Annotated in this window: 18 protein-coding genes; 8 read left to right on the forward strand and 10 right to left on the reverse strand. The window is 48.4% G+C overall.

Annotated features, from left to right (window positions below):
• Positions 1-24 precede the first annotated feature (24 nt).
• A complete protein-coding gene (locus tag MKA69_RS08190; RefSeq protein ID WP_305847810.1) occupies positions 25-1740 on the reverse strand; it encodes a proline--tRNA ligase in 1716 nt (571 codons plus the stop codon).
• A 102-nt stretch (positions 1741-1842) separates the two neighbouring features.
• The gene (tsaA, locus tag MKA69_RS08195) at positions 1843-2538 is read right to left on the reverse strand and encodes a tRNA (N6-threonylcarbamoyladenosine(37)-N6)-methyltransferase TrmO (RefSeq protein WP_000283248.1); all 696 of its coding nucleotides are present in this window, start codon (positions 2536-2538) and stop codon (positions 1843-1845) included.
• 135 nt (positions 2539-2673) lie between these two features.
• Between tsaA and MKA69_RS08200 the strand changes: the two genes are divergently transcribed.
• The 3 genes from MKA69_RS08200 (at position 2674) to MKA69_RS08210 (ending at position 4863) form a co-directional block, all read left to right on the forward strand.
• Positions 2674-2931: a type B 50S ribosomal protein L31 gene (locus MKA69_RS08200; RefSeq protein ID WP_000643442.1), complete on the forward strand. Its 258-nt coding sequence runs from the start codon at positions 2674-2676 to the stop codon at positions 2929-2931.
• Positions 2928-3053, forward strand: coding sequence for a type B 50S ribosomal protein L36 (ykgO, locus tag MKA69_RS08205; RefSeq protein WP_000866542.1), 126 nt, complete (start codon positions 2928-2930; stop codon positions 3051-3053). Before MKA69_RS08200 ends, ykgO begins: the two co-directional genes overlap by 4 nt.
• Before the next feature lie 223 nt (positions 3054-3276).
• Entirely contained in the window at positions 3277-4863 is a 1587-nt protein-coding gene (locus MKA69_RS08210; protein ID WP_305847811.1) for an AbgT family transporter, read from the forward strand.
• A 65-nt stretch (positions 4864-4928) separates the two neighbouring features.
• Here the strand turns inward: MKA69_RS08210 and MKA69_RS08215 are convergent, their stop codons facing one another.
• Both MKA69_RS08215 and MKA69_RS08220 read right to left on the reverse strand, forming a co-directional pair.
• The gene (locus MKA69_RS08215; RefSeq protein WP_001028757.1) at positions 4929-5378 is read right to left on the reverse strand and encodes a YaiI/YqxD family protein; all 450 of its coding nucleotides are present in this window, start codon (positions 5376-5378) and stop codon (positions 4929-4931) included.
• The gene (locus MKA69_RS08220) at positions 5378-5674 is read right to left on the reverse strand and encodes a hypothetical protein (protein ID WP_055027504.1); all 297 of its coding nucleotides are present in this window, start codon (positions 5672-5674) and stop codon (positions 5378-5380) included. The genes MKA69_RS08215 and MKA69_RS08220 overlap by 1 nt, the downstream gene beginning before the upstream one ends.
• Before the next feature lie 889 nt (positions 5675-6563).
• Here MKA69_RS08220 and MKA69_RS08225 point away from each other — a divergent pair.
• Positions 6564-7097 (forward strand): GNAT family N-acetyltransferase, encoded by a 534-nt coding sequence (locus MKA69_RS08225; protein ID WP_305847812.1) that lies wholly within the window; start codon positions 6564-6566, stop codon positions 7095-7097.
• Here MKA69_RS08225 and MKA69_RS08230 read toward each other — a convergent pair.
• Both MKA69_RS08230 and MKA69_RS08235 read right to left on the reverse strand, forming a co-directional pair.
• On the reverse strand, positions 7054-7356 hold the full coding sequence (locus MKA69_RS08230; RefSeq protein ID WP_055027502.1) for a DUF3301 domain-containing protein: 303 nt from the start codon (positions 7354-7356) through the stop codon (positions 7054-7056). The two genes, MKA69_RS08225 and MKA69_RS08230, sit on opposite strands and share 44 nt — an antisense overlap.
• A 3-nt stretch (positions 7357-7359) precedes the next feature.
• The gene (locus MKA69_RS08235; protein ID WP_158120419.1) at positions 7360-8397 is read right to left on the reverse strand and encodes a DUF3549 family protein; all 1038 of its coding nucleotides are present in this window, start codon (positions 8395-8397) and stop codon (positions 7360-7362) included.
• Between the two features lie 88 nt (positions 8398-8485).
• On the opposite strand from MKA69_RS08235, the gene MKA69_RS08240 reads away from it, so the two are divergent.
• Together MKA69_RS08240 and truC are read left to right on the forward strand one after the other, a co-directional pair.
• On the forward strand, positions 8486-8797 hold the full coding sequence (locus MKA69_RS08240) for a YqcC family protein (RefSeq protein WP_000898498.1): 312 nt from the start codon (positions 8486-8488) through the stop codon (positions 8795-8797).
• Positions 8798-9532, forward strand: a complete 735-nt coding sequence (truC, locus tag MKA69_RS08245; RefSeq protein WP_305847813.1) for a tRNA pseudouridine(65) synthase TruC — start codon at positions 8798-8800, stop codon at positions 9530-9532. It abuts the gene before it with no gap.
• Between the two features lie 93 nt (positions 9533-9625).
• Here the strand turns inward: truC and dxs are convergent, their stop codons facing one another.
• The 4 genes from dxs to MKA69_RS18195 form a co-directional block, all read right to left on the reverse strand.
• On the reverse strand, positions 9626-11506 hold the full coding sequence (gene dxs, locus MKA69_RS08250) for a 1-deoxy-D-xylulose-5-phosphate synthase (RefSeq protein WP_134818497.1): 1881 nt from the start codon (positions 11504-11506) through the stop codon (positions 9626-9628).
• Between the two features lie 19 nt (positions 11507-11525).
• Entirely contained in the window at positions 11526-12410 is an 885-nt protein-coding gene (gene ispA / locus MKA69_RS08255; protein WP_000568606.1) for a (2E,6E)-farnesyl diphosphate synthase, read from the reverse strand.
• 48 nt (positions 12411-12458) lie between these two features.
• On the reverse strand, positions 12459-12701 hold the full coding sequence (gene xseB / locus MKA69_RS08260; RefSeq protein ID WP_000157117.1) for an exodeoxyribonuclease VII small subunit: 243 nt from the start codon (positions 12699-12701) through the stop codon (positions 12459-12461).
• Between the two features lie 247 nt (positions 12702-12948).
• A complete protein-coding gene (locus MKA69_RS18195; RefSeq protein WP_320194364.1) occupies positions 12949-13158 on the reverse strand; it encodes a hypothetical protein in 210 nt (69 codons plus the stop codon).
• Here MKA69_RS18195 and pomA point away from each other — a divergent pair.
• Positions 13067-13780, forward strand: coding sequence for a flagellar motor protein PomA (gene pomA, locus MKA69_RS08265; RefSeq protein ID WP_320197311.1), 714 nt, complete (start codon positions 13067-13069; stop codon positions 13778-13780). The genes MKA69_RS18195 and pomA overlap by 92 nt on opposite strands.
• Positions 13781-13791: 11 nt before the next feature.
• Positions 13792-14751 (forward strand): flagellar motor protein MotB, encoded by a 960-nt coding sequence (locus MKA69_RS08270; RefSeq protein ID WP_055043919.1) that lies wholly within the window; start codon positions 13792-13794, stop codon positions 14749-14751.
• Positions 14752-14926: the final 175 nt, after the last annotated feature.

The raw sequence follows: 14926 nt of genomic DNA on the forward strand, positions 1-14926 counted from the left end.
TTTGTAAGCGAATGTGACTAACTATTAAGCCAGTTTGGCTTGGATAAAGTCGATGATTGACTCCATTGCCACTGCTTCTTTCTCACCATTACGGCGATTTTTGTATTCGAAGTGGCCTTCATCCATACTGCGATCACCAATGATGACAGTGTGTGGCACGCCGATCAGTTCCATATCAGAGAACATCACGCCCGGACGCTCTTTACGATCATCAAACAGTACTTCGATGCCTGCCGCAGTCAACTCTGCGTACAGCTTCTCTGCTGCTTCCTGAACGCGCTCAGATTTGTGCATGTTCATTGGCACAATCGCCACTTGGAAAGGCGCTAGCGCATCTGGCCAGATGATGCCGTAATCGTCATGGTTTTGTTCGATGGCAGCAGCCACGACACGAGATACACCGATGCCGTAACAACCCATCTCAAGGATGACGTTTTTACCGTTTGAATCGAGCACGCCACAGTTCATTTTTTCAGAGTAGTTGGTGCCCAACTGGAAGATGTGACCGACTTCAATACCGCGTTTAAGCATCAGAGTCCCTTTGCCACATGGGCTTGGATCGCCTTCTACTACGTTACGCAGATCTTCAACTTTGCCAAGTTCAACGTCACGACCCCAGTTGATACCGAAGTAGTGTTTGCCGTCGATGTTCGCGCCAGCGCCGAAATCGCTCATGACTGCAACCGTACGGTCAACGATGAATGGCAGTTTTAGGCCTACAGGACCTAATGAGCCAGGGCCAGCTCCGATCAACGCACGAATCTCTTCTTCGTTGGCCATTTCCAGTGGAGAGGCAACTTCTGGCAGATTTTCTGCTTTGATTTCGTTCAGTTCGTGATCACCACGGATGATCAGTGCAATGATAGATGCATCGATCGCATCAGAGGCTTTTACAAACAGCGTTTTCACGGTTTTTTCGATTGGCAGACCGTGTTGCTCAACCAATTCCGCGATGGTTTTCGCGTTTGGAGTATCCACCAACGTCATTTCCTGAGTTGGCGCAGCCGCTTCAGTCGCTGGTGCCAGTGCTTCTGCTTTTTCGATGTTCGCTGCGTAGTCTGATTCGGTTGAGAATACGATCAGATCTTCGCCGCTTTCTGCCAGAACGTGGAACTCTTGTGAACCGTTACCACCAATTGCACCGCTGTCTGCCAGCACTGGACGGTAATCCAGACCCATGCGATCGAAAGCTTTGCAGTAAGCTGCGTGCATCGCGTCATAAGATTTTTGCAGGCCGTCTTTGTCGATGTCGAAGCTGTAAGCATCCATCATTGAGAATTCACGCGCACGCATCACACCAAAACGTGGACGACGCTCGTCACGGAATTTGGTTTGGATTTGGTACAGGTTCAGTGGCAGTTGCTTATAAGAGTTCACTTCATTACGAACGAGCGCGGTGATCACTTCTTCTGCGGTTGGGCTTAATACAAACGGACGTTCATGGCGATCAGTAAAGCGCAGCAACTCTGGCCCCATTTTTTCAGAGCGACCAGTCTCTTCCCACAATTCAAACGGCTGTACCACCGGCATCAAGGTTTCGATTGCACCAGCATTATCGATCTCTTGGCGAACGATGGTTTCGACTTTACGCAGTACACGCAGACCGGTAGGCAGCCAAGTATAAAGACCTGAAGCCAGCTTACGGATCATACCTGCACGTAGCATGAGCTTATGGCTCACGACTTCTGCGTCGTTTGGAGTCTCCTTCAGAGTGGAAAGAAGATATTTACTGGTACGCATTCTATGGTATCCGTTTCATCAAAGTTTAAGGGATCGCTTTATTTATAGGAGTAACGTTATAAAGCGAATTTGGGCGCTAATAATATCAGCCAAATGGTTTTGTCAAAAGGGTTCAATTGCGTTGACAACGATTGCTTCAGCGTTAACGGTAAATTTCACGTTCCAATCGTACAAATTCACCGCATATAACTTGTCGTCAGCACGATTTTTTTTGTAAGCCGGACGCGGATCTTGTGCCAATACTTCACTGATCACCGCACGACGAATTTCACCTTCTGGATGTGCTTTGAGTATTTGCTGAGCGGCATCGGCAAACGTTACGCGAATGCGTTCGGGTTCTTGCTCCGCATAACCGCCTTGTGCATCCACAATTGAATCGGAGTAGGGGATGTAAGGTTTGATATCAATAATCGGTGTGCCATTAACTAAATCAACGCTGCCGAGCTCAAGATAATACTGGTCGCCTTCTTTGCTGACACCACGTAGTTCAACCGCTGACATACCAATCCCATTGGGGCGGAAAGTCGCTCGTGAGGCGAACACACCGACTCGTTCATTCCCTCCGAGACGAGGAGGACGTACGGTGGGTTTCCAACCTGCGGCGAGGTTTTGGTCGAACAAAAATAGCAGCCACACATGGCTAAATTGCTCAATACCGCGAATGGCCTCTGCACAGTTACATTCCCCCAACAGTTTGATTCGAGCGGTGGCACTCGGCACTAATCGAGGTTGTCTTGGTACCGCAAATTTTTCTTGGTACGGACTTTCAATAATCGCAACAGGTTCAATGGGATACATGTTTTTTATCTGTATTTATAGGTATTGAGAGCGCAAAAATAGCATAGCTCGGCGTAAAAATCGCTTGCAAATCACCTTGAGAATAATTATTAATTAATATGTTATAACATAACAATTTGAGGTGTTGAGTTTAAAATGAAAGCAGGCATTCATCCTGATTATCGTAAAGTGGTGTTCCACGATACGACTGTCGATCACTACTTTGTGGTCGGTTCGACTTTACAAACCGATCGCACTATTGAGTGGGAAGGTAAAACCTATCCCTATATCACTGTTGAAGTTTCTTCAGAGTCTCATCCGTTTTATACCGGTAAACAGCGCGTGGTACAGAAAGAAGGCCGCGTCGCTAACTTTGCTCGTCGTTTTGGTCAGTTTGCTAAGGAATCCAAATGAAAGTGCTCAGCTCGCTAAAAAGCGCTAAAAATCGTCACCCAGATTGTCAAATCGTCAAACGCCGTGGCCGTTTGTATGTGATCTGTAAGTCTAACCCTCGATTTAAAGCCGTTCAGCGTTAATGGATTGCGGGATAACCGATTCATAGCGAGATATTTTTCTAACCAGATGGTTGTTCTTTGTAATGATCATCTGGTTAATTTTTTAAAATTGGATGAATATTGTTATTTCAGATAGATTTTGTAACATCTTTGCTTTTTAATTTACCTTTCTTGTCGAGTACTCTGCCCGCGCTTTTGACATTTTTGTCACAAATGCATAGGAATCAAGACAAGGAGGGAACAGATGAGTTCATCTGCTTCAATAAATCAAAATACACCTAAGAAACCTTTTATTACCCGTTTTCTCGATGGTGTCGAATATTTGGGGAATCTATTACCCCATCCCATCACTTTATTTGCCATTTTCTGTGTTGTACTACTGGTGGCTTCAGGCATCGCGGGATACTTTGAGCTTTCAGTGATTGACCCGCGCCCGGAAGGTGCGAAAGGCCGCGCTGCTGATGGCATGATCCAAGTTGTTAGCTTACTTAATGCGGACGGACTTGAGCTGATCGTGACCAACTTAGTGAAAAACTTTGTTGGCTTTGCACCTTTAGGTACGGTATTGGTGGCGATGCTGGGTGTCGCGATTGCAGAACACTCAGGCTTGCTCTCTGCTGCGATGCGTGGCCTGGTGATGGGGGCTTCGCAACGCATGGTGACTTTCACTGTGGTGTTTGCAGGCATCATCTCTAACACCGCATCTGAATTAGGTTATGTGGTGCTCATTCCACTTGCTGCGATGCTATTCCATTCGTTAGGTCGTCACCCATTAGCGGGCTTGGCTGCGGCGTTTGCGGGGGTTTCCGGTGGTTACTCGGCGAACTTGCTGATTGGTACGGTTGATCCGCTACTATCGGGCATTACTGAAACAGCTGCTCGTATGATTGACCCAACCTATAGTGTTGGCCCTGAAGTTAACTGGTACTTTATGGCCGCATCGACTTTCGTGATCACGATTTTAGGTGCATTGGTGACGGAGAAAGTTGTTGAGCCTAAACTCGGCAAATATCATGTCAGCGAAGCCAGTGATGATCTGAGCCAAGACAAAATGGGTCTGCTAACATCACTTGAGAAAAAAGCGTTAGCGTATGCGGGTGTGGCTGTGCTGGTGGTGAGTGCACTCTTAGCGTGGACGATTGTTCCTGCCGATGGCATTTTACGTGGTGCTGATGGCCAAGTTTCCGGTTCGCCATTCTTAAAGAGCATCGTGGCGTTTATTTTCGTGTTTTTTGCTATCCCTGGCTATGTGTATGGCCGCGTGGTAGGCACCATGAAAACCGATCGCGATGTGATTGATGCGATGTCTAAATCCATGTCTTCAATGGGTGTGTACATTGTGTTGGTGTTTTTTGCATCGCAGTTTGTCGCGTTTTTTAACTGGACTAAGTTTGGTCAAGTGTTGGCAGTATTAGGTGCCGATTTCCTGAAAGACATTGGTCTAACGGGTCCCATGTTGTTCTTCGCTTTCATTTTGATGTGTGGTTACATCAACTTAATGATTGGTTCGGCGTCAGCGCAATGGGCAGTCACCGCGCCGATTTTCGTACCTATGCTGATGCTGGTCGGTTATGCCCCAGAAGTGATTCAAGCCGCCTACCGTATTGGTGATTCGGTGACCAACATCATCACCCCGATGATGAGCTACTTCGGCTTGATTCTGGCGGTGGCGACACGTTATATGAAAAACCTCGGTATCGGTACGCTGATCGCCACCATGTTGCCATATTCAGTGGTGTTTATGGTGGGTTGGAGCTTACTGTTTTACGTATGGGTATTTGTGTTGGGTCTGCCAGTTGGCCCTGGCGCAGCCACTTACTACACGCCATAGTGTTTGCTCTGCACAAGAAAAAGCCTGCGTATATCGCAGGCTTTTTTACATCGAGAGAGTGATGATTACACTGAGCGTTTCGCCAAAATACGATCCAGATGATTGGCAAACTCGCGGCGTTCAGTCTGTGAAAGCGCGGCAGGGCCGCCGGTTTGAATACCGCTGGCGCGCATGGTATCCATAAAATCGCGGATATTCAGGCGCGCTTTGATGGTCTCTTTGGTGTATAGCTCACCACGGGGATTCAGCGCCAAACCGCCTTTGCTGATCACTTCATCGGCGAGAGGGATATCTGCCGTAATCACTAAATCGCCCACTTCAGTACGTCTTACGATTTCATTATCGGCAATATCAAACCCCGAAGAGACTTGTAGCGCGCGAATGTTGTCGCGCTTGGGCAGTGGGATCAAATGGTTTGCCACGAAGGTACACATCACGCCAGTGCGTTCTGCTGCACGGATCAGTGTTTCACGGATCACTTTCGGACACGCATCGGCATCGACCCAAATGTTCATTATTGAGCTCCTGTGTTTGTCGTTTCGAGCGCTTCAATACGTGCCGTGAGCTGCATAATCGTCTGCTCTAACATTTCAATGCGCTGCTCAAGGTTGTTACTGGCATTAGCAGTAGCGATTTCCACCTTGGGGATACGCTGGGTGCTTTTCCAACTTTTGATGGTGGCAATGATCGCAGGCATAGGTACAGGCGTTTTTAAGCGCGCTTTGACCAGCGCGACAGAAGGCTCTTTACCTTGTTGGCTGAGGCTAGTGAGGATCTCTTCCAGCTCTTGTGACACGTCTTTGGTCAGCATAATGGTTCCTTATTCTGGTGTGTTGCCATCTTACTGAGAAAGTCTGATGAGCAAAAGGGGCAATGGTTTGTGAGAGATCGCTTACATCTTGTGTAAGCCAAGGCAGTGAATGGATGCGGGAATAATGATGTAATCGATTTATCACTTTGAAATTTAAAGGTATTTTCTGATTTCGTTCTGTGCTGTTTTATTTGGATTCTCTTAGTGGCTTGTACGAAAAAGCAAAACGGGTAAATTATCTCTTGTCGAAGGAAATGACCTAGGAACTGTAATTCTCAGGATGAGAAGTGGTGAGGATAACCACCGCAGGATGCAGGAAACGCCAAGGATAGCGTTAGCCCACAGAGACGTGAGCTGCAAGGAAGACTAGGACACTCTAAGGATGTGAGAGGGAACACCATCAGGATGATGGCAAGGACACCGCTCAAGGAACAAGTGACGATCGCTGAATAGGATAATTTGGCATCAGGAAGAGTAGGACACCGCTAGGACGGCGATGCTCGGAGTTCGCTGAAAGGATCAGCGAGTTAAGGATGATGCATGGAGCACATTTAAGTAGCCGGATGCTGCGAGTAAGATTAAGCCCCGACATACTGTGTCGGGGCTTTCCTTAATCTTATTATCTCTCGCAACTGAAATAACCATTGCCAGTTTGTCACTGTGCTTTTGAATATTTCAGGCTATAGAACCCGCGCACACTAAGCTTAATAAAATGAGCGCATTACGGGTTCGGTACACCATTAAAATAACAACGTCAGCGGCTTTACCTTCCATCTCTCAATCGTTGGGATGAAAGGTACCTGATCAAGGTCAGGTGAAATAAATAGCGCCTTTCTGTTTCGGGAAGGCGCTTTTTCCGTTTGATTGATCTTCTGTACAAGGAATGTCCGTGACCATCGCGACGCGCAGAACGCTACTTATCCCTTACACCGAGGCGCTAGAGTCTGATTTTTTGGTGCTCAATTATTGTGCGAAAAACCGTTCTCAGATGAATGGGCCAACCACAGTAGCCGCGGCGAAGCAGCTGTTCCAACGAGTATTGCACGATGCTTCTTTGTTCGCCATGGCGGTGCTTGATAATTATAATCGTGAGTACATGGGGCATGTGTTCATCGAATTTGAAAGTGAAGGGCGCGCAGAACTCGGCTTCTTATTTGATAAAGCTTATTGGGGGCAGGGACTGGCTAGTGAAGCATTAAATGCTTTCTTTCCTATTATTTGTCAGCGTTTCAGCTTGCAGATTGTGGTCGCGACCATTAAGGCTCAACATGAGGCCGCGCGTACTCTTTTGCAAAAGTTAGGCTTTGAACACCGCGCGGATTTTGATGGATTCTACGGCCCTTGCAGTCAGTTCGTATGGACAGCAGAGGCAGAACGCGCTACCCCATCCGATGTGGTGGCAGAGCAAAACGTACCGCTCTAAATCCCTGCATTTCTAACTTGCCTTGGTAGCAATCATCACCAAGTGACGAAAACTCAAACAGATAAATCGTATGCCAGCGCCATGCTCCAGAAGGTGTTTTCAGCTTATGCTGGCCAAAGGCTACATTGAGCAATTGTAAATCAAGCTGATCGCAGTGACGTTGAATCGCTTGTTTGGCGATTTCGGCTTGATGGCGCTGCTGCCAAAACAGAAATCCGGCAAAACAGAGTGCCAGTATCAAGAGTAAATCGCCAAGCATGGTTTATCCTCGCGTCATCTGTTGGAGTTGTTGCAGTGCGTGTGCCAATTCTGGTGATGGGCTGGCATGCAGCAAAGGCAGCATCACTCCACGCAGCGCAGGCAGCATGACCACATCGGCAAACAACTGATTAAATAACGCTTGATTTTGCGTTTGCGCTAAACGAACTAAAAAGCGCTGTGCACGCCCTGTATTCTGTAGGCAGTTCCAACTGCGCCCCGCGAGAGCAATCAACACTTCTTGATGGCAAAGTGCAGGTGAGGCGAGAATCGCATCGCAAGTCGCATCCAAGATATTGGTAGGCGCACCGGCTAAGGCTCGCACTAATGCCGAGAGCAAAAACAGATCCGGATCGCTTGCTTTGACTTCTGCATCCGCAAGCTCGCTTAACCGTTCCGCCAGTTTTTTCGGCAAGGTGACATGCTCTAATGCCCCTAACACGGCGTAGAGTGGTTGCGCGGGTAAATGTGTCAGTGCACTGCGGATCAACACTCCATTTTGCTCTTGCTCTAAACGGGCGCAAATATCAGTAATCCCTTGCAAACCGATAGTGTGCCACTTATCCCAACCCAAACCACCTGCGAAATAGTGCTGAGCATGCTCGTAATATTGGCTGCAGGCTAGGCCAAGCTGGGCGCGGATCTGGCTATGCAGCACCGCGAGTTTGTCTTCACTGGGTTTGAAAGTGTAAGGATTGCTCGCGAGCTTTTGTTGCTGCTCTTCGCTCAATGACTGATTAAGGCGGCTGCCCATCGCTTCAAGCAGGTATTGAATAAATTGCCCCACATCGGCTTGTTGCAATAAGCCACGTTCATCCAAAGCAAATTTCAACATCCAGATCCAAGGCTGATGCTGCTCATTCCAATAAGCGATAGCGAATTGTGCATGGCGTTGTACTGGGAACGGGTAGGCTTGCTGACCCAATTCTACTTGAGCAAACTGGCGGCTATCGATCGGTTGCACGCGACGACCGAGATCAAAAATTTGGTACTGGCAGCCACTATTTTGCAGTAGTGCTGTGAGGGTATGAATGGTATCCATGCGGAAATTGATCCTAACTTTCTTTCTCCAATAAATGGTACTCTATGGCACTTTTTCAAGGTCAACGTAGAAATAAACCGGACGAATTATGTTGTTCAACTCCGCATTGGTGAAGTTACTCGATGAATTAGAGTCCACACTGCGTACTGCGCAATTGTGGCAAGCGACACCCCCGACACCACAAGCGCTGGCGAGCCAAGAGCCGTTTGCTGTGGATACCCTTTTACCCCATGAGTGGTTGCAGTGGATTTTTTTGCCCAAGATGAAACAAGCGATCGCTCAAAATGCGGTGCCGCGTGGTTTTGCGCTGGAGCCTTATTTTTCTGAAGTGTGGAAAACACAACCCCATCACCAAGCGGTACTCACGGTGATCCTGCAAATCGACAAGGCGTGCCAATAAATGCTCGACATTGTTTATCAAGATGAATATTTAGTGGCGGTTAATAAACCCGCAGGCATGTTGGTGCATCGCTCATGGCTCGATAAGCATGAAACTCAGTTTGTGATGCAGACCTTGCGCGATCAAATTGGTCAGCACGTTTTCCCATTGCACCGTTTGGATCGCCCGACATCCGGCGTGTTGGTCTTTGCGCTATCGAGCCAAATTGCCTCTGATGTGATGCCGATGTTTGCCAATCATCAAATGGAGAAAACCTATCACGCGATTGTGCGCGGCTGGATTGAAGAGGCGGATGTGCTCGATTATCCGCTCAAAGAAGAGCTCGACAAAATCGCCGATAAGTTTGCCAAGCAAGATAAAGAAGCGCAGTCAGCAGTGACCGCTTATTGCCCGCTAGCGAAAGTGGAGCTGCCTATTTCGACCGGAAAATTTGCCACAACGCGTTACTGTTTGATGGAGATGCAACCGAAGACTGGGCGTAAACATCAGTTACGTCGCCATATGGCGCATCTGCGTCATCCGATTGTGGGTGATACCACCCATGGTGATGGAGTGCATAACCGACTGTTTCGTGAACACTTCTCAGCGCAACGCTTAATGCTCCACGCCAGTGAGTTACGCTTTGTTCACCCTTATACCCAGCAGCCGCTAGTGATTCGCGCGGGTCTGGATGAGGTGTGGCAAGGTTTACTGAGCGAGTTTGGTTGGCAAGAATCTCTGCTCAGCAATCGCTAGCCATTGCTGGTTGGATCAGCCCAATAAAAAAGCCTTCGTCATGAAGGCTTTTTTATTTCTACCTAACAATGTGGTGGTGTTACAAGATCTGCATTATTTGGCCAGATAATCGCGGATAGCGCGTTCGATACCTGCTGCATCTAACCCAAGTTCTGCGTGCATCTCTTCTTGTGAGCCTTGCACAATAAATTCATCAGGCAAGCCTAAATTGAGTACAGGCTTAATGAGCTTCTCTTTCATCATAAACTCAATCACACCTGCACCGGCACCGCCTGCCAGCGCATTTTCTTCCAAGGTCACCAGTACGTCATGAGTCTGCACCAACTGCTTGATGAGGATTTCATCCAGTGGTTTGACAAAACGCATGTCGGCCACGGTCGCATTGAGTTTCTCTGCCGCTGCTAAAGCGTTAGGCAGCAGAGTGCCGAAACTTATAATCGCGACTTTTTCACCCGCACTGGCGGTACTTTCACGCATCAAGCGGCCTTTGCCAATTTCCAAGGCAGTAAAGCCACTTTCTAGAGCGACGCCCATACCGTTGCCGCGAGGGTAACGTACCGCGCTCGGGCCTTGATGTTGGTGGCCGGTGTAAAGCATTTGGCGGCACTCGTTTTCATCCGCCGGAGCCATGATCAGCATGTTGGGAATGCAGCGCATAAAGCTCAAGTCAAACGCACCTTGGTGCGTTTGACCATCAGCGCCGACAATCCCTGCTCGATCGATGGCAAACATGACCGGAAGGTTCATGATGGCCACATCGTGGATCAGTTGATCGTAACCACGTTGCAAGAAGGTTGAGTAAATCGCCACAATCGGGTGATAACCCGCAATCGCCATACCAGTCGCGAGTGTCACTGCATGCTGCTCAGCAATCGCTACATCAAAGTATTGGCTTGGGTACTCTTTTGAGAAGCGAACCATGCCGGAGCCTTCACGCATGGCTGGCGTAATCGCCATTAATTTCGGATCTTGCGCGGCCATATCACACAGGAAATCGCCGAAAATTTTTGAGAAAGTCGGCTGCGTGTTGTTGCTTTTTGGCAAGCTGTGGTGGCTAGGGTCAAATTTGGGTACGCCATGATAACCAATCGGATCTTTTTCCGCTGGCGCATAGCCTTTGCCTTTTTTGGTCATCACGTGGAGGAACTGTGGCCCTTTTAGCTCACGCATATTTTTCAGGGTTTTGATCAGATCCAGAACGTCATGGCCATCCACTGGGCCAATGTAGTTAAAGCCGAGCTCTTCAAACAGCGTGCCGGGTACCACCATGCCTTTTAGGTGTTCTTCGGTGCGACGAACCAGTTCTTTGATCGGCGGAATGCCAGACAGCACTTTCTTGCCGCCTTCGCGGATCGAGGTGTACAGGCTACCAGATAAGACTTGCGCCAAGTGATTATTGAGTGCGCCCACATTCTCAGAGATCGACATTTCATTGTCGTTGAGGATCACCAACATATCAGGGTGAACATCCCCCGCGTGGTTCATGGCTTCAAATGCCATACCAGCGGTAATCGCGCCATCGCCAATCACACTCACCACTTTACGGTCTTTACCTTCTTTGCCCGCACAGATCGCCATACCGAGTGCGGCACTGATCGAGGTCGAGGAATGACCGACAGAGAGCGTGTCGTATTCGCTCTCTTCACGCCAAGGGAAAGGGTGTAACCCATCTTTCTGGCGAATGGTTGGCATTTGATCACGACGACCAGTGAGAATTTTGTGTGGGTAAGCTTGATGGCCTACATCCCAAATCAAATGGTCGAAAGGAGTATGGTAGACGTAATGCAGCGCCACCGTTAGCTCAACGGTGCCTAAGCCTGAAGCGAGATGCCCACTGGATTGACTCACCGAGTTGAGCAAATAGGTTCGTAATTCGTCACACAGTGTTGGCAGCACTTCCTTTGGAAGGCTGCGCAGCTCGTCAGGAGTATTCGCCAGAGCCAATGTTGGGTATTTTGAAATATCAAGAGTCATAAGTATGCGCGCTTATTGTTTAGTTCTTGCGCTCGACGACATATCGGGCGAACTCTTCTAGATGCTCAGTATTGTAGGGAATTGCTTCTAAAGCCAGAAGCGCTTCTTGTAACAGAGTATGTGCTTTTTCCTGTGCTCCTTTTAAGCCTAAAAGAGCAGGGTAGGTACTTTTATTCAATTGCTGGTCAGAACCTTGCGGTTTCCCCAAGGTTTCAGTGTCACTGATGATATCCAGAATGTCATCTTGGACTTGAAATGCGAGGCCTACTGCATCTGCGTAACGATCTAAATGCGGTAGCATCGCGCGGCCTTTTTCGCCGGCAGCCAATGCCCCTAAACGGATCGCGCAGCGCATCAACGCGCCGGTTTTATTGCGATGAATGGTTTCCAATTCTTCCAGTGAAACTAAACGATTTTCGGCTGCCAAATCCAACGCCTGACCTAGGCACATGCCTTGCGCGCCAGAAGCTTCTGCGAGGGCTTGGATCATGGCGACGCGCTGTGTTTCGCCAGCAGCAGAAAGAGCGCCTTCGGCCAAAATGGTAAACGCCAGTGTTTGCAGGGCATCGCCAGTTAAAATGGCGGTGGCTTCATCAAACTGGATATGGCAAGTGGGTTTACCGCGGCGCAGTTCATCATCATCCATCGCTGGTAAATCGTCATGAATCAGCGAGTAAGCATGAATACACTCCACCGCCGAAGCCGGAGTATCTAATTCATTTAGCTCACAGCCGAGCATTTGCCCAGTAATGTAAACTAAGTAAGGCCGAGCACGTTTGCCGCCAAGAAGTAACCCGTAACGCATCGCCTCAATCAAAGGTAAGCTCTGAAAGGGAATTCGGTTCAGCCACAGATCCAGTTGCTGATTATTTCGTTGTTGGTATGAGGATAACGCCTCAATCATAGAGCACTCGTCTTTATAAGTTGTTCAGGCCGTAATACCGAGCATGGCTTACTCGGATAAGTCGTTAAAATCACTGAGTGGCGCTTCGTCACTGTTACTGAGTAAGATGCGTACACGTTGCTCTGCGTCATCCAACTTCAGTTGACCGGCTCTGGCAAGCGTAATACCACGTTCAAATTTTCTCAGTGCTTCATCCAGCGCCAGATCGCCACTTTCCAGTTGTTCAACCAACTGCTCTAGTTCTTCGATGGTTGACTCGAAGGACATGTTTTCCGGTTTCTTACTCGCCATAATCTGTATGCCTTACTTAAGATGCACGAAAGTTACCTCAGGGGGCTGAGCTGGTCAAATTTAACCAAGCGATTTTGTCAGAAATAGAACGCTTTTTTACCGTGTTAGATAACGAAATGGAAAAAAGCCCACAAAGTCACAATCCCAAGGGTAAAAACTCTGTGTGCCACAGGTGCATCTTCGGCCTGTTTGCGTATACACTTGAGTAAGGTTTTTGTTCTCTATTCTGACAATTTCATTAAAGAATTTATTCTGTTGCCGATAATGAGGGTAAGCTTTTCATTATCGCGAATGTGTAGCCTGAGGAGTTCTTCGTGGATTTAGCAACACTGGTTGGCCTTATTGGTGGCATGGCATTCGTTGTCATGGCAATGGTGCTAGGCGGCAGCCTCATGATGTTCGTTGACACTGTATCTGTCCTGATCGTGGTGGGGGGATCGGTGTTTGTTGTCATGATGAAATTCACCATGGGGCAGTTCTTTGGTGCGGGAAAAATCGCCGCTAAAGCCTTTATGTTTAAAGCGGATGAGCCTGAAGATTTGATTGCCAAGATCGTGGAAATGGCGGATGCGGCACGTAAAGGTGGTTTTCTCGCTCTGGAAGAGATGGAAATCCCGAATCCTTTTATGCAAAAGGGGATTGACCTGCTGGTGGATGGACATGATGCCGATGTCGTGCGCGCCACTTTGCAAAAAGATATTGCTTTGACTGACGAGCGCCATAGTAAAGGTACGCAAGTCTTCCGCGCTTTTGGTGACGTGGCACCTGCGATGGGAATGATCGGTACGCTGGTTGGTCTGGTAGCTATGTTGTCCAACATGGATGACCCGAAATCGATCGGGCCTGCGATGGCGGTAGCACTGTTAACCACACTGTACGGTGCGGTACTTTCCAACATGCTCTTTTTCCCGATTGCCGACAAGCTGGCCTTGCGCCGCGATCAGGAAACCCTCAATCGCCGTCTGATCATGGATGGTGTATTGGCGATTCAGGATGGTCAAAACCCAAGGGTTATCGATAGCTATTTGAAGAATTATCTTAACGCTGGTAAGCGTGCTCTTGATGTTGATAAAGAGTAGCGGAGCCTCCTATGGATGACGAACAACAATGTAAATGTCCCCCTCCCGGCTTACCCGCTTGGCTCGGTACATTTGCGGATTTGATGTCACTGCTGATGTGTTTCTTCGTACTCTTACTCTCGTTTTCCGAGATGGATGTACTGAAGTTTAAGCAGATTGCGGGTTCGATGAAGTTTGCATTTGGTGTGCAAAACCGCCTGGAAGTCAAAGACATTCCTAAAGGCACTAGCATTATTGCTCAAGAGTTTCGTCCTGGACGCCCAGAGCCGACGCCGATTGATGTGATCATGCAACAAACCATCGATATCACCCAGCAAACGCTTGAATTCCAAGAAGGTGAATCAGACCGGGCTGGTGGTAACCAACGCGATTCTGGTCAGCTAACCGGTGGTCAGTCGGCAGAAACTTCCGTCCAAGAAAATCAGAATACCCAATCGGAAATGCAACAGCAGCAAGCGCAAGCCATGTCTGAACAGATGGAAACGGTTGCTGAGAGCATAAAAAAAGCCTTATCACGTGAGATTGAACAAGGCGCGATTGAGGTGGAAAACTTGGGGCAACAGATTGATATTCGGATCCGAGAGAAGGGCGCTTTCCCTGAAGGGTCGGCTTTCTTACAACCGAAATTCCGTCCGCTAGTGCGTCAAATTGCGGATTTGGTGAAAGACATTCCCGGCAAAGTACGAGTGACGGGGCATACGGATAACCAAAAACTGGATTCTGAGCTTTATCGTTCAAACTGGGATCTTTCCGCGCAGCGTGCCGTTTCAGTGGCGCAGGAGATGGAGAAAGTGAAAGGCTTTGATCATCAGCGATTACAGGTACGCGGCATGGCCGATACTCAGCCGCTTGGTCCCAACGATACCGAAGCGCAGCGTACAATCAATCGCCGAGTCGAAATCAGCATTTTGCAAGGGGATCCGTTGTACAGCGATGAAGTTCCTTCGCTTGGTGCGCCCGCCAACCAGTAAGGAACTTCTCTGCTGAGAGGTGATTCACAAAGGCAAGTCGAATGACTTGCCTTTTTTACGGGCTTTTCTCTCTTTGATGGAATCGTGTATAATGCCGCCCCTTTAGCGTGAATGCCCCAAACGGCTTGATATTTCAGAGCTGGTTGAAGCCAAACGCCACATTGTTCATCTAGAT

Source organism: Vibrio sp. AH4, assembly GCF_030710545.1.
GTDB classification, from domain to species: domain Bacteria; phylum Pseudomonadota; class Gammaproteobacteria; order Enterobacterales; family Vibrionaceae; genus Vibrio; species Vibrio metoecus.

Coding starts and splice junctions, on each gene's coding strand:
- MKA69_RS08215 (WP_001028757.1), bottom strand. CDS start 5,378: ATGAACATTTGGGTCGATGCCGATGCGTGTCCGAAAGTGATCCGTGAA.
- MKA69_RS08240 (WP_000898498.1), top strand. CDS start 8,486: ATGTTGTTCAACTCCGCATTGGTGAAGTTACTCGATGAATTAGAGTCC.
- dxs (WP_134818497.1), bottom strand. CDS start 11,506: ATGACTCTTGATATTTCAAAATACCCAACATTGGCTCTGGCGAATACT.
- MKA69_RS08270 (WP_055043919.1), top strand. CDS start 13,792: ATGGATGACGAACAACAATGTAAATGTCCCCCTCCCGGCTTACCCGCT.
- MKA69_RS08190 (WP_305847810.1), bottom strand. CDS start 1,740: ATGCGTACCAGTAAATATCTTCTTTCCACTCTGAAGGAGACTCCAAAC.
- pomA (WP_320197311.1), top strand. CDS start 13,067: ATGGCAATGGTGCTAGGCGGCAGCCTCATGATGTTCGTTGACACTGTA.
- xseB (WP_000157117.1), bottom strand. CDS start 12,701: ATGGCGAGTAAGAAACCGGAAAACATGTCCTTCGAGTCAACCATCGAA.
- ispA (WP_000568606.1), bottom strand. CDS start 12,410: ATGATTGAGGCGTTATCCTCATACCAACAACGAAATAATCAGCAACTG.
- MKA69_RS08220 (WP_055027504.1), bottom strand. CDS start 5,674: ATGCTGACCAAAGACGTGTCACAAGAGCTGGAAGAGATCCTCACTAGC.
- MKA69_RS08230 (WP_055027502.1), bottom strand. CDS start 7,356: ATGCTTGGCGATTTACTCTTGATACTGGCACTCTGTTTTGCCGGATTT.
- tsaA (WP_000283248.1), bottom strand. CDS start 2,538: ATGTATCCCATTGAACCTGTTGCGATTATTGAAAGTCCGTACCAAGAA.
- MKA69_RS08210 (WP_305847811.1), top strand. CDS start 3,277: ATGAGTTCATCTGCTTCAATAAATCAAAATACACCTAAGAAACCTTTT.
- MKA69_RS08200 (WP_000643442.1), top strand. CDS start 2,674: ATGAAAGCAGGCATTCATCCTGATTATCGTAAAGTGGTGTTCCACGAT.
- truC (WP_305847813.1), top strand. CDS start 8,798: ATGCTCGACATTGTTTATCAAGATGAATATTTAGTGGCGGTTAATAAA.
- ykgO (WP_000866542.1), top strand. CDS start 2,928: ATGAAAGTGCTCAGCTCGCTAAAAAGCGCTAAAAATCGTCACCCAGAT.
- MKA69_RS08235 (WP_158120419.1), bottom strand. CDS start 8,397: ATGGATACCATTCATACCCTCACAGCACTACTGCAAAATAGTGGCTGC.